Here is a 21,608-nt window from a genome sequence, read left to right on the forward strand (position 1 = left end):
TCAGATGCGAGGATGAGGAGGCGTTTTGGGATATGCTCTACAGGATGGAATACGAGTCCCCGCTGGGGACGCTGACCGCGATGAGCGACGGAGAGAGCCTGGTCGGGCTCTTCATGGACCCCGTTGAGGCGAGGCCGGGGGACGCGGCGGATGAAGGCCTTCCCGTCCTCGCCGCCCTGCGCGGGTGGCTGGACGCCTACTTCGACGGGAGGAGGCCGACCCCTGCGGACCTTCCCCTGGCTCCGGCGGGCACGGAGTTCCAGCGCGCGGTGTGGCGCATCCTCCTGGACGTCCCCTACGGAAGGACCACGACGTATGGCGCCATCGCCGCGATCCTGGCGGAGCGGAACGAGCGGGGGCGGATGGCGCCCAGGGCGGTGGGCGGCGCCGTGGGGCACAACCCCATCTCCATCGTCATCCCCTGCCACCGCGTCGTGGGCGTCGGAGGGAACCTCGTGGGCTACGGCGGCGGGATGGATCGCAAGGTGCGGCTCCTGACCCTGGAGGGCGTCGACATGTCGCGCTTCTTCGTCCCCGGTGAGGGACGGCGTGTTTGAGCGCCGGTCGCGGCTGATGGGGGTCCTGCTGCTCGCCGTACTGCTGGAGCCCCTGGCCTGTGCAACGGCACGGCGCTTCGGCGCGCGGCTCTCCAGGAACGCGGGCCTGTCCTTCGGCCTCCTGGCGGGGCGCCCTGCGCTGGCCCTGGCCCTCTCCTCCCTCGTGCTTGCGGCCGTGCTGTGGGCCGCGTTCCTGTGGAGGAGGCCGGGCGGCGTCGTGCGTGCAGGGCTGGCGATCACGGCCGGGGGAGCCGCGGTGAACCTCGCGGAGCGGCTGACGCTGGGAGCCGTCCTGGACTGGATACCCCTTCCGTTTTCCTCCTGCCTCGTGCCGGGAGGCCTGTTCTTCAACCTCGCCGACGTCGAGATCGGGATCGGCGCGTGCCTGGCCGCCTGGGCCGCCGTCTCCGCCAGGGAGGGGACTGAGTGACGGAGCCCCTGGACCTCCTGAACAAGGACGTCCCGATATGGCGGCTGATCCTCTCGCTGGCGTGGCCCGCCATCGTGGAACAGCTGCTCCAGACGGTGGTGACCTACGTGGATACGGCCATGGTGGGCAGCGTCGGCGTGGAGGCCACCGCCGCCGTCGGGGTGACCACCTCGACGGTGTGGCTGCTGGGTGGCCTCATGAACGCGGTGGGGGTCGGGTACTCCGTCCTGATGGCGCGGCGGATCGGCGAGGGGAAGCTGGAGGAGGCCCGTGCGGTGATCCGTCAGGCGGTGCTGGCCGTCTGCGTGCTGGGAACGGCACTGACGCTCTCCGTGACGCTCTTCGTCGCCCCGAACCTGCCCGTCTGGATGGGGACGGACTCGCGCGTGACCCCCCTGGCGGCCACCTACCTGCGCGTCGTGGGGCTGTCCTACGCCTTCAACCTGTCCGTGCTCGTCTGCTCCAACGTCCTGCGCTGTGCCGGCGACAGCCGCACGCCCCTCAAGTTCAACTTCCTGACGAACCTCATCAACGTCGCGGGCAACTTCATGCTGATCTACCCGACGGCGACGTTCTCCCTCGCGGGCCTCGAGTTTACCCTGCCGCGGGCCGGGTGGGGCGTGGCGGGGGCCGCTGCGGCCACGTCGCTGGCCACGGCCTTCTCCGGGACCTGCATGATGGGCGTGCTCTTCCTGAGACGGTCCCCCCTGCAGATCGCCCTGCGCGAGAGCTTCCGGCCGGAGCGGCGCATCATCCGCCAGGCCGCCGGGCTGGCGTTCCCCGTGCTGCTGGAGCGGCTCTCCATCGCTTCGGGACACCTGGCGAGCACGGCCATGATCTCCGGCCTCGGCACCGTCTCCCTGGCCGCCCATCAGCTGGCCAGCACAGGGGAGGCCGTCTGCTACCTGCCGCCCTACGGCTTCTCCATCGCCGGCACGGCCCTCGTGGCCCAGTCGCTGGGGGCGGGGGAGCGGGATCGCGCCTTCGCCTCCGGCGAGTGGTGTGCCCGCCTGGGGGTCCTGGTCATCCTCTTCAGCGCCGCGGCCATGTACTGCTTCGCCGTCCCCCTGGCGGGCTTCTTCACGTCCGACGCCGAGACCATCGCCCTCAGCGCCCGGATGCTGCGCCTCGAGGTGTGGGCGGAGCCCTTCCTGGCCGCCACCATCGTGCTGGGCGGCGTGCTTCGCGGGGCGGGGGACGTCCGCTGGCCCGTGTACATCGCGGTCGCCGGCATGTTGGTGCTGCGCGTCCCCCTGATCTGGGTGCTGATCCACCGTTTCGGCTGGGACCTGACGGCCGTCTGGGGCGCCATGATCGTGGACTGGATGCTTCGCGCCCTGATCTCCCTCTGGCGCTTTTACGGGCGCCGGTGGCTCTCCGTCTGGCGGTGAGGGGGCGGCTGCGCGTCTCCGGCGTTTACACGACGATTTCGTTCAATCCATCGAGAAAAACTTATCCTGTTCACTGCGGAGGTATGAGACTTTGAAGACCATGGGTTATGGGCATCAGTGGATCGACGACGACGACATCGCGGAGGTCGTCCGGGTCCTGAAGGGCGACTGGCTGAGCCAGGGGCCGACGGTGGAGGCCTTCGAGAAGGTTCTGGCCGATTACGCGGGAGTGCGGCACGCCGTGGCCTACGCCAACGGGACGGCGGCGCTGCACGGGGCCATGACCGCCGCGGGGCTCAGGGGCGGGGAGCGCGCGCTGACTACGCCCCTGACCTTCGTGGCGACGGCGAACGCCGCGCTCTATGCAGGGGGCGAGCCGGTCTTTGCGGACATCGACCCGGACACGCTGTGCATGGACCCCGTTCGAGCGGAGGCCAAAATGCGGGAGCTTCCCCGCCGGATCAAGGTTATCGCGCCCGTGAGCTTCGCCGGCTACCCCTTCGACATGGCCCCCTTCCGGAGGATGGCCGAGAGGCACGGGGCCGTGCTCATCGAGGACGCCAGCCACGCCCTGGGCGGGGATCGGGGGCCGCGCAGGGTGGGGGCCGACGCGGACATGACGACCCTGAGCTTCCATCCGGTGAAGCACATCACCACCGCCGAGGGCGGCGCAGTCCTGACGAACGACGACGAGTTCGACCGTCGGCTGCGGCTCTTCCGCAATCACGGCATCACGCGGGACCCCGCGGAGTTCCAGGACGCACCGGACGGGCCGTGGCACAGCGAGATGCAGACCCTGGGCTACAACGACCGCCTCTCGGACGTCGCCTGCGCCCTGGGCCTCAGCCAGATGCGCCGGCTGGACGCCTTCGTCGCGCGCCGACGCCAGATCGCCTCCCTCTACCGCGAGCTCCTGAGCGGAGTGCCCGGTCTGACGCTCCCTCCCGACCACGAGGGGCACGCCTGGCACCTCTTCGTCGTTCAGGTGGGCGCGGAACGGCGGGCTCCGCTCTTCGCCCGCCTGGCGGAGGAGGGCTTCCGCCTCCAGGTGCACTACAGGCCCGTGCCGCTGCAGCCCTACTACCGCGAGCGATTCGGCTACCGGGAGGGGGACTTCCCGGAGGCGGAGCGCTACTACAAACGGGCCATCTCCCTGCCCATCTTCCCCCTGATGGAGGACGACGACGTGCGCCGCGTGGCGGACTGCATCAGGAGGTTCTTCGTGGAGTAGGGGAGTTGGAGCCGTCGCCGTGTTGCGGGCCGGCCCTCCGGTCGGGCGGTAGGATCGTAGAGCGACGACAAGTTTCGATTTTTTCCATCTTGACCTTTTGAAGAAATGCGATAAAATAAATCACTGTATTCGGGACGTAGCGCAGTCTGGCTAGCGCATCTGCATGGGGTGCAGGGGGTCGGAGGTTCGAATCCTCTCGTCCCGACCATTTGAGAGGTTTGGAGGAGTCCGTAAGGGCTCCTCCTTTTTTACTTTGTGCCCCTTTGCGCTATAATCAGGGGGCGTCTTTCGGCGCTCTCAGCGGTGCCTCGCTCAGTCGCCGGCCCGAAAGATGTCAAAACCTTTTAAGGAGTGAATGTCGTTATGTCCCTTCCCAAGCTGAATGGGTTTCCGGTCCCCTCCCTCTCCGAGGAGGATCGGGCCGCTCTTGAGGCCGCAGCCCGACGGGCGCGCGTCAGCGCCCTGACGATGGTGACGGCGGCGTCGAGCGGACACCCCGGCGGCGCCTTCTCAGGCATCGAGATGTTCCTGACCGTCTACGGCACGGCAAACCTCACGCCGGAGAACTGCAATGCCCTGGATCGGGATTACGTGGTCGTGTCCCATGGGCACACGTCGGCGGGCGTCTACGCGGCGCTGGCGGAGTGGGGATTTTTCGACGCCGGGGAGGCCATGGCCCACTTCCGGCAGTGCGGCAGCGTCTTTCAGGGGCACGTGGAGCGCGAGGTCCCCGGCGTGGACTGGGGGACGGGCAACCTGGGGCAGGGGCTCTCCGCCGGCGTGGGCTTCGCCCTGGCGCAGCGCGCCCGCGGGCACAAGGGGCGCGTCTACGTGCTGATGGGGGACGGCGGGCAGACGAAGGGCCAGCTGGCGGAGTCTCGCCGCCTTGCCGTCAAGGAGGGACTGACGGACCTGGTGGCCCTGATAGACTGGAACGGCATCCAGATTTCGGGGCGCCTTGACGACGTCATGCCCTGCAACTTCAGGGCGCTGTGGGAGGCGGACGGCTGGGAGGTGGTGGAGTGCGACGGGCACTCCTTCGACGCGCTCTACCTGGCGCTGAAGGACGCGGGCCGCCGCGGTCGGCCCACCGTGTTGCTCTGCCGCACGGTGATGGGCAGGCAGGGGCAGGCCATGGAGGGGACCGCTGCCTATCACGGCAAGGCCCCCTCGTCCGAGCTCTACGAGCAGATCGTGAGGGACCTGGGCGGAGACCCTGAGACGCTGACCAGGGCCTTGGAGGCGCGGAAGTCCGTGCCGTCCTTTAAGGGACGGAAAGTCGTCCCGCCGGCACCTCATCTCGAACTGGGCACCCCGTTCTCCTATGAGGGGAACAGGTCGGACAACCGCGGGGCCTTCGGAAAGGCCCTTGCGGACGTAGGCCGCCGAAACTGCGGCAGGCCCGGAGCGACCCCCATCCTCGTCTTCGACTGCGACCTGGCCCCCTCCGTCATGACGAAGGACTTCAAGGCGGAGTGCCCAAAGAACTTCATCCAGTGCGGCATCCAGGAGCACTCCACGGCCACGACGGCCGGCGCGGCGGCTGCGGCGGGGACGACAGCGGTCTGGGCGGACTTCGGCGTCTTTGGCATCGACGAGGTCTACAACCAGCAGCGCCTGAACGACATCAACCAATCCGGGGCCAAGACCGTCCTGACGCACGTGGGGCTTGACGTCGGAGAGGACGGAAAGACGCACCAGTGCATCGACTACGTGGGGCTGTTCCACAACACCTTTGGCTGGCGCCTCGTGGTGCCCGCGGACCCGGAGCAGACGGACCGTGTGACCCGCTGGATGCTGGGGACGCCGGACAGCGTCTGCCTGGCGGTGGGCCGGAGCAAGGTGGACCTCGTGCGCGACCCGTCGAGCGGCGCCGTCTTCGGCGGGAGCTATCGGTTCGAGTACGGCCGCGCCGTGAAGGTTCGTGACGGCAAGGACGGCGCGATCTTCGCCCTGGGGGCGATGACGCAGCGTGCGCTGGCCGCGGCAGCGGCCCTCGCTGAGAAGAACGTCAGCGCAGCCGTGTGGAGCGTTTCCTGCCCGCTGGCGGTCGACATGAAGGCCCTCAGGGAGGCCTGCGGGCTTGGCTGCGTCCTCACGGTGGAGGACCACCACGCGGATACGGGCATGGGGTCGATCCTGGCCGTGGCCATGGCGCGGCACGGCCTCTCGGCGAAGATGAGGAACCTGGGGGTGACGCGCTACGGCGACTCCGGCCCCTCTGCGGCCGTCCTGGCGGCCATGGGGCTGGACGAGAAGGGCATCGCCCAATCCTTCCTGGAGCTGAGGGAAGGACGCTGATGACGGATCGGGAGGAGGCGCTGCCGGCAGGGCGGCGCCTCCTGCTTCACATCTGCTGCGCTCCGGACGCGACCGTCCCGGCGCGGGACCTGACGGCAGAGGGCTGGCAGGTTACGGGCTTCTTTTACGGCTCCAACATCCACCCCCGCGAAGAGTACGTTCGGCGGCTGACGACGCTCCACCGGCTGATGGCCCACGAGGGGCTTCCCCTGGAGGAGGGGCCTTACGCGCCGGAGGACTGGATCGTGCACATGGAGCGGTCGGGGCTGATGGAGGAGCCGGAGGGAGGGCGGCGCTGCACGGAGTGTTTCCTGATGCAGCTCGCGTCCGCGGCAGAGGCCGCCGTGCGCCTTGGCTGCACGCACCTCTGCACCAGCCTGACGACCAGCCCTCACAAGGACGTGGAGCGCATCGCCCGCCTCGGCACGGCCTGCGCCGCGTCCCGCGGGCTGACCTGGGAGCCCCGCGTCTGGCGAAAGCGGAACGGCTTCCTCCGGTCCCTGGAGATATCACGGGAGCTGGGGCTCTACCGCCAGAACTACTGCGGGTGCGTCGCGAGCCTTCAGGGGCTCCCCGTGGAGTGCGCGCTGTGAGGTCTTTGGCCCGCCGTTTTGCGGCGGCGGCCCTGGCTGCCTGTCTGGCGGGACCGGCCTGGGCGCGGCCCCTGAGCGGGGACTTCGCGCACGTCCTCGAGATCGCGGGGGCGAAGGAGGGCGCCCTCTGCCGGCTGAGGCTCCCGACGGGGGTCTACGCCGGACTGGCCCGATCGCAGACCGAGGACCTCGCCGTCTTGGACGCGCGGGGGGAGCCCGTGCCCTTCGCAGCGGAGCCGGGCCACCCGATCCCTCAGGGGCCTCCGGTCCTCGTCGAGACGGAGGTCCCCTGCTTTGAGCTCTCCCCGGCGGGGCAGGGTGCCGGGCCGTCGGAGTTTCGCGTCAAGGCCCAGCTGGGGGACCGCCTGATCGAGCTTCAGGGGACGGTCCCGGAGGCCCGCAGAGGCGAACGCCGCTATCTGCTGGACCTCTCCGAGCTCTCCCCGGCGGGCCCGTCGGACCGCTACCGGCTGCTTCTCGCCTTGGACGGGGTGGGGATGGAGGCGCGGGCCGACGTCCTGATGAGCGTGGACCTGAAGCGGTGGCGGGAGCTGATGAGCGATGCCCCCCTCGGCTCAGGGGCGCTGGAGCTCCCCAGGGCCCCGACGCGCTGCCTCCTGCTGCAGGTCCGTGGGGCGGGGGAGGGGTTCGCCATCCGAGGGGCGAGCTGCGCCTACCGGGTGTGGGGTCACGCCGTGGAGGACGGGTTCGCGGACTTTTCAGGCGCCCTGACGAAGGATCGCCGCGCGGCGGAGTACGACACGGGGGGCGCCTGGCCCGTCACGAGGGTTCAGCTTCTGCTGAGCGAGCCCGGACGCCGGCGCGTGCGCTGTCTGTCGCGGACCGACCCCGGGGGCCCCTGGCACCTCGTGGGGACGGCGGAGCTCTATTTGACGCGCGGGAGGGTCGGCGCGGAGCAGCGAAACGGCCCCGCTCCCGTTCGCCTGAGGGAGGACCGCTATTGGCGCGTCGAGTTCGACAGCGCCCTCATGGAGGAGCCGCCCCTGCTGAGGACCTGGTGGAGCGCGGGGACGGTCCTCTTTCGGGCTCAGGGTCCCGGCCCCTGGTCTTTGGCCTTTGGGTGCGACGATCCGCCCCCGTTGGAGGTTTTTCGGAAGCCGGCGGGAGAGTTCGACGGGGACGCCCTGGAGGTGACCCTGGCGATCGCCGATTCATGGGGCGGAGAGGCCTTCAGGGCGCCCCCGGAGCCCGGCGCGGAGGAGGAGGGCTACACGGCCCCTTGGCGCGTTCCCGTCTGGCTGGGGCTGGGGGTCTTTGCGAGCGCGGCCGCGCTGGCCGCTTGGCGCGCAGGGCGGATGGGGTGATGAGGTTGTACCACGAAGTCGTCCAACGCTGGAGCCCCGTCCCCGACCGCCTCTGAGCGGACTGCGGCAGCCGTCCGCTCAGAGGTCGTCTCCCTTGAGGGGAGGTGGCCCGAAGGGCCGGAGGGGTTGCTTCCCAGGTACAACGACAACCCCTCAGGCTCGCTCCTTTGGAGCTCGCCAGCCTCTCTTGCAGGGGGGCCAAATAAACCGGGGGCCTAAAAAGCGCGCTTCTTCTTTTCGCCTCCCCTGTAAGGGGAGGTGGCCCGAAGGGCCGGAGGGGTTGCTTCCCAGGTACAACAACAACCCCTCAGTCTCGCTCCTTCGGAGCTCGCCAGCCCCCCTTGCAGGGGGGCCAAATAAACCGGGGGCCTGAAAAACGCGCCTCTTCTTTTTGCCTCCCCTGAAAGGGGAGGTGCCGAACGTAGTGAGGCGGAGGGGTTGCTTCCCAGGTACAACAACAACCCCTCAGTCTCGCTCCTTCGGAGCTCGCCAGCCCCCCTTGCAGGGGGGCCAAATAAACCGGGGGCCTGAAGCGCGCCTTTTCTTTTCGCCTCCCCTGCAAGGGGAGGTGTCGAACGAAGTGAGGCGGAGGGGTCGCCTCTGAAGTGGTGCGTTCAGTTTCCGATCCCGACCCTCAGCGCCTCCACCTCGTCAGGGGACAGTCCGGTGAAGTCAGCCACCTGCTCGGACGAGACGCCCCGCGCCAGCATCCGCCGCGCCGTGGCGGCGATACCTTTGGCCTCGCCCTCGTTCAGGCCCTTTGCCAGCCCTCTGGCCTCACCCCTTGCCTCGCCCCTTGCCTCGCCCTCGGCGCGGGCAACTCGACGGATCGTCTCGTCGCGCGTCATCGCGTCCCGCATTGCCTTATAGCTCACAATGTATCGCTGCCGTTCCTCCCTGCTCTGCAAAAACAGCTTCTCCAGATTCAGCGCCTCGCCGATCATCGGGTCCTTCACCATCGCCTCAGGCATCTTCTTCGCCTCCATCCCCGCAAGATACATCAGCCAGTACTCCAGACGATTCCGCGGTGTCCCATAACTCGCGTACTTCGGAACCTCAAGGTAGATCAACTTCAGGTCGTCGCTCAGCTTCTCCCCGCTCTCCACGTCGCACAGACAAAACTCGCGGCGAAAACGCTCTCCGGAAAACAGGCTGAACGCCAGAATGTGGATCGATACCGTCCGCTTCAAATCCAGGTACGAACCACCCAGGCCCATCTGAGAGGCGTGCAGCGTGCTGAGATAGTAGGCGGATCGCTGCAGGTAGTCGTTCCAGTTTCTCACCTGCACCTCAACCTCCACCTGCGTCCCGTCCGCCATGTTGGCCACGATGTCCAGGTAGCAGTCCTTCCCCTCAACGCGTGCAGCGGAGAGCTCCCGGTTCGCGTACTCAAAATCGGTGAAGCCTGCGCTTCCGTCGGGAAACACAAGGGCGTTCACCAGGTCCAAAAACAAGGGTTTGCGCTCCTCGCGGCCAAAAAGAAACTTAAAAAAACGATCGTTGAGGCGGTAGATTTTTCCCCGCTCCAGGTCCGCCTCGATTTGCCCTGCCGTCACAGGCCCCAACGCCGGACCGATCAGCTCACCGTTGCGCTCCCGCTCTGCGTCCTCCATGTCCCCACCTCCTCGCTACCTTATTATAACAATTCGCTTATTGCGTTTTTCGCCTCCACTAAGGGGAGGGGTCGCCTTTCGCGCTCCAAAAACACCCTCCCTTCGGGGAGCCTTCCAGCAGCCGTTCGCTGGCGCTCACGGGCCGTCAGTCTCGCTCCTTTGGAGCTCGCCAGCTCCCCTTCCAGGGGGGCCAAATAAACCGAGGGGCAAAAGTGCGCCTCTTCTTTTTGCCTCCCCTGCAAGGGGAGGTGGCCCGAAGGGTCGGAGGGGTCGCCTTTCACGCCCCCAACAACCCCTCAGCCCCTGCGGGGCAGCCCCTCTTCCAGGGGGGCCTGAAAAACCGGGAGCCTAAAAAACGCGCGGCCCCCGTATCGGGGGCCGCGCGTTTGTCGCGTCTGTCCTGCGCAGCGGCTCAGCGCCGACGCCGGATGTAGAGGGGAACGAGAGCCAGCAACGCCACCGAGCCCAGGCCCGCGGCACACCCGCCGCCGGAACTCGACTTCGGGGGCTCCGTCCCCTTCTTCATGTCCTTCAGCAGGATACCGTCGCCGTTCGTCCCCAAGCGAACCATCTTCTCCTCGCCGCCCTCCAGCCTGTAGTGCAGCGCGTCGATCCGTGCCGTGTTCATGGCGTTTTCGGCCACCGTGCCCGTGATCTGGAGCAGGTAGCTGTGCTGCTGCGCCATTGCACGAGCGGAGGCCGCCGGGCTATCGGGAAGAAGTTTGATCCTGATTCCCTCGATCCCCAGGGCATCGATCCGGATCGAGCCCTCGATCAGGGGGACCTCTGACTTGATGGGAACCTGGACCGTCACTTCAACTTTGCCCTGCGCGTCGGGAGTGCCCCAGAAGACCGTCCACTGCCCCGCGGAGGCCGGGATATCGACCGACGCGGGAGGATTCACGGGCGGCACGTCCGGAGAGGTTGGCGGCACGTCCGGCTTATCCGGCGACCCGCCCGGATTGCTCGGCGACCCGCCCGGCCAGCCCGGCGACCCGCCCGGTCTGGCCTTGAACGCGACCCTCAAAGTATGATTCTCCGTCACGTTGCGGAACGTGTACTCGTAACGCGTCGCTACCAACGGGACGCTCACCGGGGCGTCGTCGACCCTCAGGGAAGCGATCGCGTAACCCGCGTCCGCCGAGACCACGAACGTCGCGTCTTTGCCCTTGGAGACGACCACGTCGCCGGACAGCGCCTCCGTGGACCCCTGATGCGTGACCCTGCCGCGGCCGGACACGGACACCGTGATCACGTTGCCTACGATAAGGGTGACATCCATCAAGGGGGCTTTGTCATTGCTGGTAACGTACCGATACGTCACCTTCTCCGGTTCGGCGTCAAAGGTGGCCTTGCCGCTCGTGGAGTCATAGACGGCGGGGATCGACATGCCGCCGGATAAGCCGGCGAGGCGGGTCACCTTGATGAATCCCTCCCGGGGGATGAAGGTGCCGAGATTGGCCTCATACTTGTCCCCGCGCTGCTGGAGGATCAGGTCGTCCCGCGTCTGAGCGCCCACAGTGGCACTACTGGTCAAAGGCAGCCCCTCCAGATCGAGGAACGTGAGACGGTTTCCCTGGCAATACAACGCATCCAGCCTCGTGTTCGCCTTCACGTCCAGCGCCGTCAGCCGGTTGTTGGTGCAGTTCAGCGTTGACAGCTCCGTGTTCTTGCTCACGTCCAGCGCCGTCAGCCGGTTGTTGGTGCAGTTCAGCGTTGACAGCTCCGTGTTCTTGCTCACGTCCAGCGCCGTCAGTTGGTTGTCCGAGCAGTCCAGCTTCAGCAGGTTCGTGTTCGCCCTCACGTTCAGCTCCGTCAGCTGGTCGTTGGCGCATTTCAGCTCCCTCAGCGCCGTGTTCTTGCTCACGTCCAGCGTCGTCAGAGCGTTGCTGGCGCAAGCCAGCTCCGTCAGCGCCGTGTTCTGGCTCACGTCCAGCGACGTCAGGGCGGTGCCGGAGCAAGCCAGATCCGTCAGCGCCGTGTTCCGGCTCACGTCCAGCGTCGTCAGCGGGTTGTTGGTGCAATTCAACGTCTCTAGCTTCGTGTTCCGGCTCACGTTCAGCGACGTCAGAGCGTTGTTGTTCTCACAATGCAGCGTCTTCAGCTCCGTGTTCTCGCTCAAGTCCAGCGACGTCAGCAGGTTGTTCGTGCAATGCAGCGACGTCAGCTTCTTGTTCCCGCTCAAGTCCAGCGACGTCAGCTCCAGGTTGCTGCAAACCAGCGTCTCCAGATACGTGAAATACTCGATCCCCTTCAGGTTTTTGGCGCCAAATTCGGGTTTAACGATCATACTCTTCGCCGCTTCAATCTCCTCGGGGCTCAAAATACCGTCTGAGTTTGTGTCATGTTCCCTAACGAAGACAATGAACGCATTATCCGGGAAGTTTGTACTGTTGATCACCACGTCCGCCAGGGCCGCCCCCGGGGCAGAGGCCGCCAACAAAAACGCCGCCAACAAAACCCATAGCTTTCTCATCTTCCTTAAAAATTCCTCCTTGCCGTTTGCAATGCGTTCCGTCCGGAAGGGCTCCCCGCAGAGGAGAACACGCCGCCGGGAGGCCTCCGTCCGGAACGCCGGACCTGTACCATCGGCCCATGTAGACGCTCGTATTGCGCCTGACGATCTCGACCCTGCAATATCATACAACTATTTTGACATGCCTTGAACCCCTTTGGCAATGTTTTTGAGCGAACACGGCCTGGAATTTTTGAACGGTCTGGCCGCGGGAAGTCGTTGCCGAATCCCGGGACGGTCGCCTTTGACCCCGCCTCAGTCTTTGGATCGAAGCGGGGTCTTCAGTTTCACCTCCCGGCCGGTCGGGGCAGGACCTGCACGGCTTCGGGGTGGGCGGCGACGAACCGCATCAGCGCGTCGCACAGGGCCTCCACGGCGGGAGAACGGGAGACGGGCGTAAAGGGCTGGTCGCAGGGCGTTCGGGTCAGGAGCTTGTCCGTCTTGGTGAAGGTCGCGGTGACGGCAAAGCGGGCCGTGCGGTCCTCCGGCCGGTAGAACAGGCTCACGATGCTGTAGGCCCATCGCCTGATCTTTTCGCGCTCCCTCTCGTCCCGCGTCCTCTGCAGCAGCTTGTCCCGATAACGCCAGCTGATGACGCTCTTGTAGCGGAACAGGAAGACGTCTCCGCCCTCCTGGCGCTGGATCGTCTCCGTGTCCAGGAAGTAGAGGCCCATCCGGTCGTCCTGGAACGCCGGCAGGTATCGATCCCCGTCCTGCGCCGCCGCCGCGCTCCGGCAGGCGGCGAGCGCCGCGGCCAGCGCAAGGATCAGGGAGAGCGTTTCCAGCGGATGTCGCAGCAGATCTTTCAATTTTCGCGGATCAACTCCTCGAGAAACGGCGGCAGGATGAAGGCGGCGCGATGGATGGCGTTCGTGTACCAGCGCGTGCCGCTCACCTCCCGCAGGGGCGTGGCCGGGTCGGCCGACAGGGAGGCCGCGCCGTAGGTCCACATGCCGGACGGGTAGGTGGGGACGACGCCCCAGTACGTGCGCACCACGGGGAAGACGGCCCGCATCTCGCGGAGGGCCTGGCGCATCAGCGCCGTGTCCGTGAAGGGGGACTCCGTCAGCTCCGTCATCATGCCCCGTTCGTTCAGGACGGCCTTCAGGTCCCGGTAGAAGGGCGACTGAAAGAGCCCCGCGGCGAAGTCCACGGGGTCGGTGCCGTCCACGATGGCGACGTCGAACCGGTCGGAGGTCGTGCGGAGGTACTCCATCGCGTCCATGCAGCGCACGTCCGCCCTGGGGTCCGAGAGCGCACAGCCGACGGTGGGCAGCCACTCCTTCGACGCAGCGATGACGCGCTCGTCGATGTCGATGAGCGTGCACCGCTCGACGCCGGGGTGCTTCAGCACCTCCCGCAGAATGGCCCCGTCGCCGCCACCCACGATCAGGACGCGCTTCGGGTCCGGGTGGGAGCAAAGGGGCACGTGGGCCATCATCTCCGAGTAGGTGAACTCGTCCCGCTCCGTCAGCTGAAACGCCCCGTCCAGCATGAGGGTGCGGCCGTACTCCGGCGTGTCCACCACCAGGATGTCCTGCCACTTCGTTCGCTCGCGGTGCAGGACGTCCGTCACCTTCAGCGACAGGCGCAGGCCCTCGCTGCTCTCCTCCGTCAGCCACAGATCGTTCGTCCGCCTGGCTCTCGTCACGGGCGCGTCGCCCATGTCCATCCCCTCCATTCCTGGTCGTAAGATCGTTCGGGGGCGCGGCCCCCTGCGCTTGAGCGTATGGGCATAGCGTACCATGAACCGCCTGCGCCGCGCAAGCGCCGCCGGCCGGGGGCCGGCGCCTGAGCCTCCGGCCCCGCCTTCCCGATTCAATTCAAGGGGCAAGCGCCTTGCACGTTAAATTTGAGTTACAATAATAGTGGCGTTCGATCGGTTCGGGCCCGCCCTGGCGGGCGTGGGTTTTCTCACTTGGAGGGGAGGTTTTGCTCTTGAGACGACAGACGCCCGGTCGGCGCGGGGCCGTGCTGTTCGCTGCGGCGCTCCTGCTGGCCCTGGCCTGCGGGACCGCGCGGGCCTTCATCCGCGAGGGCGGCATCGCGGGACGACCGGGGCTCTCCTTTCACGGGATGGCCTGCTTCTGGGGCCACCTGGACGTGAACATCACCAACGGGACGAGGGAAAACGTGATCTTCGGCGGCACGATGCTCTTCCTGGACCGCCGGAAGCGCGTCGTGGCGAGGGCGGAGATCCTGCCGGAGCGGATCGGCCGGCGCTCCACGCGGCGCCTTCGGGGCGTCTTTACGGAGGGCAGCGGGGAAGATGCCTCCACGGCGTCGCTTCTGGTGTGGGAGTTCCGACAGAGGACTCGTTAGGAGGCGGACATGAAAAGGACGAGGACCCTGGTGCTCTTCGCCGCGGCGTGTCTTGCGGTGCTGGCCGCGGGGGCTGCCGAGGCGCTCTCGAACAGCGCGGACGCCTTCATGTCCCTGCCCTTCGGCCACCCCTTCAATCGGACGAAGCTGCGCATGGAGCGGAGCGGGGCGACCGCGAAGGCCCAGGACGGGGACTACCTCTCCATGGAAGGGCTGTTTGAGGGGCGTCCGGCCCTGTTCGTCTTTTCCTTCCACGGCAGGAAGGGGCTGAAGTCCAAGGCCCTGTACCTGCAGACCGTGGGCAGGGAGGAGGATGAGCGGCTCTACACGGTGCTGATGCAGGCGTACAACGGCCGGTTCGGCAGGACGGAGGAGCGGCCCCTGCCCAACACCTGGGCGGAGGGGAAGATCATGCTGCGCTGCACCTGGACGCCGGACCGGTGGACCTCCGTTGTGCTGACCTACAACCCGGAGACGGCGGTTCGCTTTCCGGGGCCGTCGATCAGGGACCGCCCCATTCACCTGGAGTACCGATATTCCCGATGGGACTGATTCTTTCCGCCGAAGAATTAGGATAAAATAGTGTCCTGCATGAGAAAACCTGAATTTTGTGCCCTGAAGGGGCGCGTTTGGGGGCTTTGTCAATGGGAAAGAAAATGAAGAACATCGGCATCATCACGTCGGGCGGCGACTGCGGCGGGCTGAACGCCGTCGTGCGTGGCGCGGCCAAGACGGCGATGCAGCGGGGCATCGGGGCGTACATCGTCCCCAACGGCTACGCGGGGCTCTACAACCTGGTGGACTTCGACCGTCTGGTGTTCCTGGACGAGGAGCGCACGGACCACGTCAACTCCGCCTTTGCCGGCAGCGACGCCGGTCACAGCCGGGTGAAGATATCGAAGATACCGGACCCGGACAAGTACAACCGCATCCTGCTGGGACTGCGCAAGTTCAACTTGGACGGCCTGCTGATCTCAGGCGGCGACGACACGGGCAGCGTCGTGGTGGACCTGGCGGAGCACGGAATTCCCTGTGTTCACGCGCCGAAGACCATGGACCTGGACCTGCAGACCTACTCCGTGGGCGGCGACTCCGCCATCAACAAGATCGCGCGCATCGTGGAGGACCTGAAGACGACGGGCAAGACCCACAACCGCATCATGATCGTGGAGGTCTTTGGGCGCTACGCCGGGCACACGGCGTTTCGCGGCGGCATCGCGGCCGATGCGGACTGCATCCTGATCCCTGAGATCGTGGCGGATTTCGACGCGATCTACAAGCACCTGAAGCACTACTACATCCGGCGCATCCTGAATTCCGACGTCCATTCGGGCACCTACGTCATGGTGGTCGCCGAGGGGGTGAAGGGCGAGGACGGAAAGTACTTCTCCGACAGCGGGGACAGCACGGACTCCTTCGGCCACGTGCGTCTGGCCGGCGCGGGGCGCTACATCCGCACGCGCCTCGAGGCGATGATGCGGGAGGACCCCCAGATCCACCAGTTCATGAAGGTCTCCGGAATGTACGTCCCCGGAGTCTTCGAGATTCCGGAGATTCGCGAGGTCATCCCCGGCCACATCGTGCGCAGCGGCTCCACGTCGTCCTACGACGTCAACTTCGGCAAGCAGATCGGCGCGTCGGCGGTCATCCTGCTGGACGAGGGGATCAGCGGCGTGACGGTGGTGGAGGTCTACAAGGGGCGCATCCGCTACATGCCGACCGCTGACGCCATTGTGCCGCGTCCCGTCAGCCTCGAGGACGTCACCTTCTACGAGCAGATGGACATCTGCTTCGGCCGGACCCCGCAGCACTACGAACCGGTGATCGAGGAGCAGAAGGGCGAGGTGGAGCGCTTTTTGTAACGCCTCCGTAACGGACTCGAACGACAGGCCCCGATCCGGGGCCTGTCGTTCGCTTTCCTGATACCAAATCGCGTCTAATGTGGATTGCCTCCCCTGAAAGGGGAGGTGGTTCGCGTCAGCGAACCGGAGGGGTTCGGCCAGACGACACGACTTACGGACGTCGACAGGCGGTCGGCGTCGTGTCGGTCGGCTGTGCCGAAGCAAGGCAATTGATTGCCTTGTGGAGGCGTTGGCGGGGAATGTCAGACAGGCGCGTCTTATGAAAGACACTCGCTGCCCCTACACCCCTCCCCTTCGGGGAGCCTTCCGGCAGCCGTTCGCTGGCGCTCACGGGCCGTCAGTCCCAGCCCCTTCGGGGCAGCCCCCCTTGCAGGGGGGCCTTTCTTGCCCTTCTTTAAACGCGAATTGGTATGAAACTACTTTGCGGGCGCAGCGTCACCGGTCGTCCCCTGGGCAGGGGCTCCGGGCTTGACCGTGCTGTTCAGTCTGCGCTGAGCTGCGGTCTCCTCGATCCGGTCCAACCGCCTGGTGAAGGCTGCCGTCTGGAGTTCGTCCCTCAGCTTCTGGATCTGGCCGTAGAGCTCAAGGGCCTTTGGTCGGTCGATGGGGGTTGAGGCAAGGGCGTAGTCGAGGTCGATGCGCAGCTTCTCCAGCGACCTGGCCTTCTCCTTAAGTTCCTGGGGCAGGTCCATGACCCATCCCCTGTGGGCCCCCCGGCCGCCGTTCCTGCCCCAACGGGCGGGGCCCCCGCACCATCCGTCTGTCGCCTCGCCGAAGCAGGAGCTGTCCTGCCTGCCCCAGCAGGCGTCGGGACGCGCGCCCTGCCACCCGCAGCCCGGACCGGCAGCGGGGTTCTGTCCCCAGTGCCCTTCCTGCGCCGGAGGGCAGTAGGGTGCGACAGCCCGCCCATGCCCGCAGTACCCCCTGGCCAGCGCCGCGCCGGCCAAGCCGACGGATCCCAGAACCAACAGGGTGATGATCGCTTTCTTTGCCTTCATGACAACGTCCTCCTTAAATTAATTGCTTTCGCGTTCCTTGAGCCCCCGTCGTCCCCGTGCGGGCTGCAGGGGCTTGAACGGTTTAAGGATACGGCTACAATATGGAGAGAATATGGGCAGTTTGCGGAGAAAATGTGGAATTTGAACCGAGGCTCGACAGGGGCCGCAAGGGGCAGAATCCGTATGCCCGGTGGGTGCAGCCTGTGGATTGGAGGAATCTTTTGATGTGGTTCGTGTACGCAATGCTCTCCGCTGCGTTCGCCGCGGCGACGTCCATCCTGGCCAAGGTCGGAATCAGGGGGGTGAACTCCAACCTGGCGACGGCGATCCGGACGACTGTCGTGCTGACGATGTCCTGGGGGATCGTCTGGCTCACCGGCGCGCAGAGCGGCCTGACTGAGATCAACCGTCGGGGTTGGGTCTTCCTGATCCTGTCCGGCCTGGCCACGGGGGCGTCCTGGCTGTTCTACTACCGCGCCCTGCAGTTGGGCAGGGTATCGCAGGTTGCGCCGGTGGACAAATTCAGCATCGTGATCACGATCGCGATGGCCTTCTTCCTGCTGCACGAGGAGGTTGCGGTCAAGACGCTCGTCGGGGCGGCCCTGATTGCAGCGGGGACCTTCGTGATGATCCTGTAGCGGTTCAGGGACCAAGGCGCCGGTGTCCCGACCGGCCTGGCCGTGGAGGCGTCGTCTTAGGCTCCTCTGCCTCCGTTTCCGGCACGTTCATATTTTCTTCGCCTTTATGTTTTACCATATGATCGTCAGTGATTTTAAGCGGAAATTGCCGGAGGTGTGCGCGTTGAGGCTGTTGATCGTTGAGGATGAACCGATGATCGCGGAGGTGGTCGCTGCCTACGCAGAGCGCGAGGGATATGAGACGCGCTGCGCCCCCGACGGAGAAACCGCGCTGAAGCTATGGGACAGCGAGGGGGCTGACCTGGTGGTGCTGGACCTCATGCTGCCGAGAGTGAGCGGCGAGGAGGTGTGCCGGCGCATCCGGGCTCGCTCGGCCTCCGTCCCTATCATCATGCTGACGGCAAAGAGCTCGGAGTCCGATGTCGTCGCGGGCTTGGATGGGGGAGCGAACGATTACGTTTCTAAACCCTTCAGCCCAAGGGTTCTGATGGCCCGTATTCGTGCCCAGCTTCGCCCGGCGGCGGTTGGGACGCCGGGGCCTTCGGTACCGGTCCGTTGTGCGGGCGGACGCATCGAGGTCGATGCGGACAGGGTGGAGGTCCGAAAGGACGGCGTGCCCGTCCCCATGACCCGCAGCGAATTTCTCATCTTCCAGACGCTGGCCTCACGTCCCGTTCGCACCTGGTCTCGAGATGACATCATCCGTGCAGCGTTGGGCGACGACTACGACGGTTTTGATCGGACGGTGGACACCTACGTCAAGAACATCAGGAAGAAGCTGGCCGAGCCGGGGCATGAGAACGGCTGGATTCGCACGGTGTACGGCTTCGGATATCGCCTGGATGATGCGGGGGAGGACCGCCCATGACGTCCGCGAGAGGACGTTCCCTCCGCTCTCACCTGATGTGGCTGTACGTGCTCCTGGCGATCTTCAGCGGGGTCGTGGTGCCGCTCCTTGGGATGCTCTTCAGCCATGCAAGTTTTCAGGAGTACCAGCGACAGGGACGTCAGGCGGCGCTGGACTTGCTGGCCCGTTCCCTTGAGGACCTGTATCGGGAAACCGGCAGTTGGGATCGGGCGCGCGTCATGGACGTCCTGAGCCTGCCGGCGCGGTGGGGCGCGGTCAACATCGCGCTGCGGGACCAGGAGGGGCGGGTGGTCTGCGCTGCCGGACCGAGTGGCATGCACGCCAGGGGCGAAGGCCATGGGGCGAAGGGGCGGGCGCGGGAAACCGGCCACTCAGGGCATGTGATGGGGGAGCTGTCGCAAGCGCACGGTCACTCCTCGACGGCGCTGTCGCCCCTCGATGAGGGCTCCGGATCGAAGGGACGGATGGTCATTCAGCTCACCTCGGAGGGACGGGTGATCGGCGTCCTGGACGCTGACGTGCGCGTTCCTCAAGGCCGGTTTGAACGGGCGTTCGTTTCCCATCTGACCTCCTACACGCTTGCCGGGACCTTGGTGATGATCCTGGTGGCCTGTGGCTTGGGGTATATGGTGGCGGGGCGATTGAGCCGCCCTGTTGCCAGGGCGGTGGAGCGCACGAAGCGCATTTGTCGCAGGGAGTACGACCTCAAGCCCGCAAAGCCTTCCGGCATTCGGGAGATGGATGACCTCACCCGTGGCGTGGAGGAATTGGGGCGCTCCTTGGCGGAGCAGGAAAGGCTTCGTCAACGGCTGATGACGGACGTGGTTCACGAGCTTCGGACGCCGCTGACGGTGGTTCGAAGCCAGATCGAAGCCATCGCGGACGGGGTGTGGGAGGCCAGTCCGGAGCGGCTGGCGCTTTGTGTGTCGGAGATGGAGCGCCTGAGCGGCCTGATTCGGGACGTGGAATCCGTGACGCGCATGGAAGGAGACGCCGTCGCCATCAAGCCTGAGCCGGTTGATCTGTCCGCGTTTCTTTCCTCGGTGCTGGATGCGTTCCGTCCGCTTTTTGGAAGGACCGGCGTGGCGCTTCGCCGGTCCCTTGCCCCAAGCCTGCACGCCGAGGTGGACGAGGACCGCTTTCGTCATGTGATGGACAACCTGTTGTCCAACGCCCTGCGCTACACCCCGAAGGGAGGATGGGTCGAGGTTCGGCTCCGGCGTCGGGGGGATGAGGCTGTGATTGAGGTGCAGGATTCGGGGAGTGGAATATCCCCTCAGGACCTGCCCCACGTCTTCGACCGCTTCTACCGGGCGGACGAGTCCCGCGCCCGTGTGACGGGGGGACGGGGCGTCGGGCTGTCCATTGCGCGGGCGGTGGTGGAGGCCCACGGCGGGACGATAGGCGTTGAGAGCGAGAGCGGAGTCGGCAGTTGCTTCACCGTGACGCTGCCGGCTGTGGAGGGACAGGCGGCACGATCAACGAACTCGATGGACGAGGCGGAGAGCGCGAAGGGCCCTGAGTTGCCATTCAGATAGACGGTGCAGCTCAGAGCCCTTCGCGCCCCTTGTCGGCCTGGCGTTCCGAGTGATGGGCGGGGATTTCCTTCAACGCCTCCTCCGTCTTTTTGAACGGGGACCCTGCCTCGAACGGTGGACGCCAGACTGGTCCCGTGCAGTCCATCCTTTACTTTCTCATCAACCCCGCACCGGCCTTCCAGGCCTGTCCGACCTTTTCTCCAATCTTGTAATAGCCGTTCTGAAACTGGTCGAAGGCAAAGGCGTTCAGCTTCGCCGGATCGACCTTCCCCTTTGAATCCAGGACCTTCTCGTCCGCGCTGACGCCGACGATCTTCCCAATGACGCAGTGAAGGTTCTCGGTGTCCACGATCTCCAGCAGCTCGCACTCCATCGCGACAGGGAACTCCTTGATGACAGGGGCGTTTACGTGAGCGCTCCTGACCTGAATGGACGGATCCTTTGCGAATACGCGGCTGTCGTTCGTGAGTTCCTGAATGGCTGTGTTCTTCATGTCCGTAACCTCCGTTGCGTTTGTCGGCGCCGCCATGGCGGAGCCGAAGGACAGGATTCCCGCAAGAAGCGCGGTCAGCGCGAGTATCGGTGTTTTTTTCATTTTGACCTCCTGTGTGTTGGGCTTCGGAGCGGCGCTTTTGCCTCCCGCCATGCCTTGAAAACAACGCCTGGATATCGACCCTTTCTCCCCGTTTTGGGATTGCCACCCTCGCTGTCCATACGATAAACGTTCCCAGGACATAGGTCAAATGCCTAAAGTGCAGCTTCAGGAATGCCTGAAAGGCATGGCCCACTATAGAACGCCGTGCGGAGAAGGAGGACTGCGAAAATTCGCGTCCTGCGTTGTCTTCCGGAGGTGGTCCGGCCCCCTACGGCTCTCCTGCCGGGACCAGATTGCTGACGTACGCCCTTTTTCCGGAGAGGACCTCGTCGTAGAATCGTTGCTTTGCGTCGATGTATTGGATCGAGTTCTCCAGGGCCGCCATGCGCTCCACAAGCCTCCTCCTTTTTTGTTCGAGCAGGTTTTTCCGCTCCGGAATGCTGGAGACTCCCTGGAGGCACAATTCCAGGTATCTCTTCATCTCCTTGATGCTCATGTCGCAATCCCTGAGACAGCTCAACCCTTTGATCCACGCAAGGTCGCGTTCGTCAAAAACCCTCCTGTTTCTCCCGTCCCGCTTCACGTTGGGCACAAGGCCCTCGTTGCAGTAAAATTTCAGGCCCTGATAGGTCATTCCCGTCTCCTCGCAGGCCTGCGTCATCGTGTAGACCATCTTCTCTCCCCCGTTTTACGTAAAAGCACAGTTGACCGATGGCAACAATCGGTTTGTAGAATCTTTGTTATGACCGGGAGCCGTTATATCTACTCAAGTTGCCAAGTTGCCGCTCGGCTGTTGGGATTGCAGCATCCGTTCTCAAGCAATGACGCGAT

At 65.5% G+C, this 21,608-nt stretch carries 20 protein-coding genes and 1 tRNA gene; 14 read left to right on the top strand and 7 right to left on the bottom strand.

Features of this window, described 5'->3' with window-relative positions; genetic code table 11:
• Nucleotides 1–32 precede the first annotated feature (32 nt).
• From ACK28C_RS08950 to ACK28C_RS08985, 8 genes are all read left to right on the top strand, one after another.
• Nucleotides 33–557, top strand: a complete 525-nt coding sequence (locus tag ACK28C_RS08950; RefSeq protein WP_015556178.1) for a methylated-DNA--[protein]-cysteine S-methyltransferase — start codon at nt 33–35, stop codon at nt 555–557.
• On the top strand, nt 538–987 hold the full coding sequence (locus ACK28C_RS08955) for a signal peptidase II (RefSeq protein ID WP_208872677.1): 450 nt from the start codon (nt 538–540) through the stop codon (nt 985–987). The genes ACK28C_RS08950 and ACK28C_RS08955 overlap by 20 nt, the downstream gene beginning before the upstream one ends.
• The gene (locus ACK28C_RS08960; protein WP_208872676.1) at nt 984–2,378 is read left to right on the top strand and encodes an MATE family efflux transporter; all 1,395 of its coding nucleotides are present in this window, start codon (nt 984–986) and stop codon (nt 2,376–2,378) included. Before ACK28C_RS08955 ends, ACK28C_RS08960 begins: the two co-directional genes overlap by 4 nt.
• Before the next feature lie 100 nt (nt 2,379–2,478).
• Nucleotides 2,479–3,609, top strand: coding sequence for a UDP-4-amino-4,6-dideoxy-N-acetyl-beta-L-altrosamine transaminase (pseC, locus tag ACK28C_RS08965; protein ID WP_208873964.1), 1,131 nt, complete (start codon nt 2,479–2,481; stop codon nt 3,607–3,609).
• 130 nt (nt 3,610–3,739) lie between these two features.
• A tRNA-Pro gene (locus ACK28C_RS08970) sits at nt 3,740–3,817 on the top strand.
• Between the two features lie 155 nt (nt 3,818–3,972).
• Nucleotides 3,973–5,910: a transketolase gene (locus tag ACK28C_RS08975; protein ID WP_409152076.1), complete on the top strand. Its 1,938-nt coding sequence runs from the start codon at nt 3,973–3,975 to the stop codon at nt 5,908–5,910.
• Nucleotides 5,910–6,503 (top strand): epoxyqueuosine reductase QueH, encoded by a 594-nt coding sequence (locus ACK28C_RS08980; RefSeq protein WP_015556176.1) that lies wholly within the window; start codon nt 5,910–5,912, stop codon nt 6,501–6,503. The genes ACK28C_RS08975 and ACK28C_RS08980 overlap by 1 nt, the downstream gene beginning before the upstream one ends.
• Nucleotides 6,500–7,828 (top strand): DUF3999 family protein, encoded by a 1,329-nt coding sequence (locus ACK28C_RS08985; RefSeq protein ID WP_208872675.1) that lies wholly within the window; start codon nt 6,500–6,502, stop codon nt 7,826–7,828. Before ACK28C_RS08980 ends, ACK28C_RS08985 begins: the two co-directional genes overlap by 4 nt.
• 614 nt (nt 7,829–8,442) lie before the next feature.
• On the opposite strand, the gene ACK28C_RS08990 is transcribed toward ACK28C_RS08985, so the two are convergent.
• The 4 genes from ACK28C_RS08990 to speE all read right to left on the bottom strand — a co-directional run bounded on the left by ACK28C_RS08990 (nt 8,443) and on the right by speE (nt 13,628).
• The gene (locus tag ACK28C_RS08990) at nt 8,443–9,441 is read right to left on the bottom strand and encodes an Rpn family recombination-promoting nuclease/putative transposase (RefSeq protein WP_015556175.1); all 999 of its coding nucleotides are present in this window, start codon (nt 9,439–9,441) and stop codon (nt 8,443–8,445) included.
• A gap of 412 nt (nt 9,442–9,853) precedes the next feature.
• The gene (locus ACK28C_RS08995) at nt 9,854–11,917 is read right to left on the bottom strand and encodes a Synerg-CTERM sorting domain-containing protein (protein WP_208873868.1); all 2,064 of its coding nucleotides are present in this window, start codon (nt 11,915–11,917) and stop codon (nt 9,854–9,856) included.
• A gap of 326 nt (nt 11,918–12,243) precedes the next feature.
• Entirely contained in the window at nt 12,244–12,765 is a 522-nt protein-coding gene (locus ACK28C_RS09000; RefSeq protein ID WP_208873867.1) for a hypothetical protein, read from the bottom strand.
• Nucleotides 12,762–13,628, bottom strand: coding sequence for a polyamine aminopropyltransferase (gene speE, locus ACK28C_RS09005; protein WP_409152077.1), 867 nt, complete (start codon nt 13,626–13,628; stop codon nt 12,762–12,764). The genes ACK28C_RS09000 and speE overlap by 4 nt, the downstream gene beginning before the upstream one ends.
• A gap of 266 nt (nt 13,629–13,894) precedes the next feature.
• Here speE and ACK28C_RS09010 point away from each other — a divergent pair, with 266 nt between their 5' ends.
• The 3 genes from ACK28C_RS09010 (at nt 13,895) to ACK28C_RS09020 (ending at nt 16,140) form a co-directional block, all read left to right on the top strand.
• Complete coding sequence (locus ACK28C_RS09010) at nt 13,895–14,278, top strand: hypothetical protein (protein ID WP_208873866.1); 384 nt, start codon at nt 13,895–13,897, stop codon at nt 14,276–14,278.
• 9 nt (nt 14,279–14,287) lie between these two features.
• Complete coding sequence (locus tag ACK28C_RS09015) at nt 14,288–14,830, top strand: hypothetical protein (protein WP_015557151.1); 543 nt, start codon at nt 14,288–14,290, stop codon at nt 14,828–14,830.
• Nucleotides 14,831–14,922: 92 nt separating this feature from the next.
• A complete protein-coding gene (locus ACK28C_RS09020) occupies nt 14,923–16,140 on the top strand; it encodes a 6-phosphofructokinase (RefSeq protein ID WP_015557150.1) in 1,218 nt (405 codons plus the stop codon).
• A gap of 416 nt (nt 16,141–16,556) precedes the next feature.
• Here the strand turns inward: ACK28C_RS09020 and ACK28C_RS09025 are convergent, their stop codons facing one another.
• Nucleotides 16,557–17,138: a hypothetical protein gene (locus tag ACK28C_RS09025; RefSeq protein WP_015557149.1), complete on the bottom strand. Its 582-nt coding sequence runs from the start codon at nt 17,136–17,138 to the stop codon at nt 16,557–16,559.
• 224 nt (nt 17,139–17,362) lie between these two features.
• On the opposite strand from ACK28C_RS09025, the gene ACK28C_RS09030 reads away from it, so the two are divergent.
• The 3 genes from ACK28C_RS09030 (at nt 17,363) to ACK28C_RS09040 (ending at nt 20,182) form a co-directional block, all read left to right on the top strand.
• Entirely contained in the window at nt 17,363–17,776 is a 414-nt protein-coding gene (locus tag ACK28C_RS09030) for an EamA family transporter (protein WP_015557148.1), read from the top strand.
• 163 nt (nt 17,777–17,939) lie between these two features.
• Nucleotides 17,940–18,644 carry a response regulator transcription factor gene (locus ACK28C_RS09035; protein ID WP_208873865.1) on the top strand — a complete coding sequence of 235 codons (705 nt, stop codon included), beginning with the start codon at nt 17,940–17,942 and terminating at the stop codon, nt 18,642–18,644.
• A complete protein-coding gene (locus ACK28C_RS09040; protein WP_015557147.1) occupies nt 18,641–20,182 on the top strand; it encodes a cell wall metabolism sensor histidine kinase WalK in 1,542 nt (513 codons plus the stop codon). Before ACK28C_RS09035 ends, ACK28C_RS09040 begins: the two co-directional genes overlap by 4 nt.
• Nucleotides 20,183–20,330: 148 nt before the next feature.
• Here the strand turns inward: ACK28C_RS09040 and ACK28C_RS09045 are convergent, their stop codons facing one another.
• Both ACK28C_RS09045 and ACK28C_RS09050 read right to left on the bottom strand, forming a co-directional pair.
• Nucleotides 20,331–20,777, bottom strand: coding sequence for a flavin reductase (locus ACK28C_RS09045; protein WP_015557145.1), 447 nt, complete (start codon nt 20,775–20,777; stop codon nt 20,331–20,333).
• Between the two features lie 268 nt (nt 20,778–21,045).
• Nucleotides 21,046–21,450: a MerR family transcriptional regulator gene (locus tag ACK28C_RS09050; RefSeq protein WP_015557144.1), complete on the bottom strand. Its 405-nt coding sequence runs from the start codon at nt 21,448–21,450 to the stop codon at nt 21,046–21,048.
• Nucleotides 21,451–21,608: the final 158 nt, after the last annotated feature.

It is taken from the genome of Fretibacterium fastidiosum, assembly GCF_964642095.1.
Classification (GTDB): Bacteria; Synergistota; Synergistia; order Synergistales; family Aminobacteriaceae; genus Fretibacterium; species Fretibacterium fastidiosum.

What these genes read in the sequence shown, in the direction of transcription:
- ACK28C_RS08990 (WP_015556175.1), bottom strand. Translation starts at nt 9,441, where the DNA reads ATGGAGGACGCAGAGCGGGAGCGCAACGGTGAGCTGATCGGTCCGGCG.
- ACK28C_RS09030 (WP_015557148.1), top strand. Translation starts at nt 17,363, where the DNA reads ATGTGGTTCGTGTACGCAATGCTCTCCGCTGCGTTCGCCGCGGCGACG.
- ACK28C_RS09045 (WP_015557145.1), bottom strand. Translation starts at nt 20,777, where the DNA reads ATGAAAAAAACACCGATACTCGCGCTGACCGCGCTTCTTGCGGGAATC.
- ACK28C_RS09025 (WP_015557149.1), bottom strand. Translation starts at nt 17,138, where the DNA reads ATGAAGGCAAAGAAAGCGATCATCACCCTGTTGGTTCTGGGATCCGTC.
- ACK28C_RS08975 (WP_409152076.1), top strand. Translation starts at nt 3,973, where the DNA reads ATGTCCCTTCCCAAGCTGAATGGGTTTCCGGTCCCCTCCCTCTCCGAG.
- ACK28C_RS09050 (WP_015557144.1), bottom strand. Translation starts at nt 21,450, where the DNA reads ATGGTCTACACGATGACGCAGGCCTGCGAGGAGACGGGAATGACCTAT.
- ACK28C_RS09020 (WP_015557150.1), top strand. Translation starts at nt 14,923, where the DNA reads ATGGGAAAGAAAATGAAGAACATCGGCATCATCACGTCGGGCGGCGAC.
- speE (WP_409152077.1), bottom strand. Translation starts at nt 13,628, where the DNA reads ATGGACATGGGCGACGCGCCCGTGACGAGAGCCAGGCGGACGAACGAT.
- ACK28C_RS08950 (WP_015556178.1), top strand. Translation starts at nt 33, where the DNA reads ATGCTCTACAGGATGGAATACGAGTCCCCGCTGGGGACGCTGACCGCG.
- ACK28C_RS08995 (WP_208873868.1), bottom strand. Translation starts at nt 11,917, where the DNA reads ATGAGAAAGCTATGGGTTTTGTTGGCGGCGTTTTTGTTGGCGGCCTCT.
- ACK28C_RS09040 (WP_015557147.1), top strand. Translation starts at nt 18,641, where the DNA reads ATGACGTCCGCGAGAGGACGTTCCCTCCGCTCTCACCTGATGTGGCTG.
- ACK28C_RS09015 (WP_015557151.1), top strand. Translation starts at nt 14,288, where the DNA reads ATGAAAAGGACGAGGACCCTGGTGCTCTTCGCCGCGGCGTGTCTTGCG.
- pseC (WP_208873964.1), top strand. Translation starts at nt 2,479, where the DNA reads ATGGGTTATGGGCATCAGTGGATCGACGACGACGACATCGCGGAGGTC.
- ACK28C_RS08980 (WP_015556176.1), top strand. Translation starts at nt 5,910, where the DNA reads ATGACGGATCGGGAGGAGGCGCTGCCGGCAGGGCGGCGCCTCCTGCTT.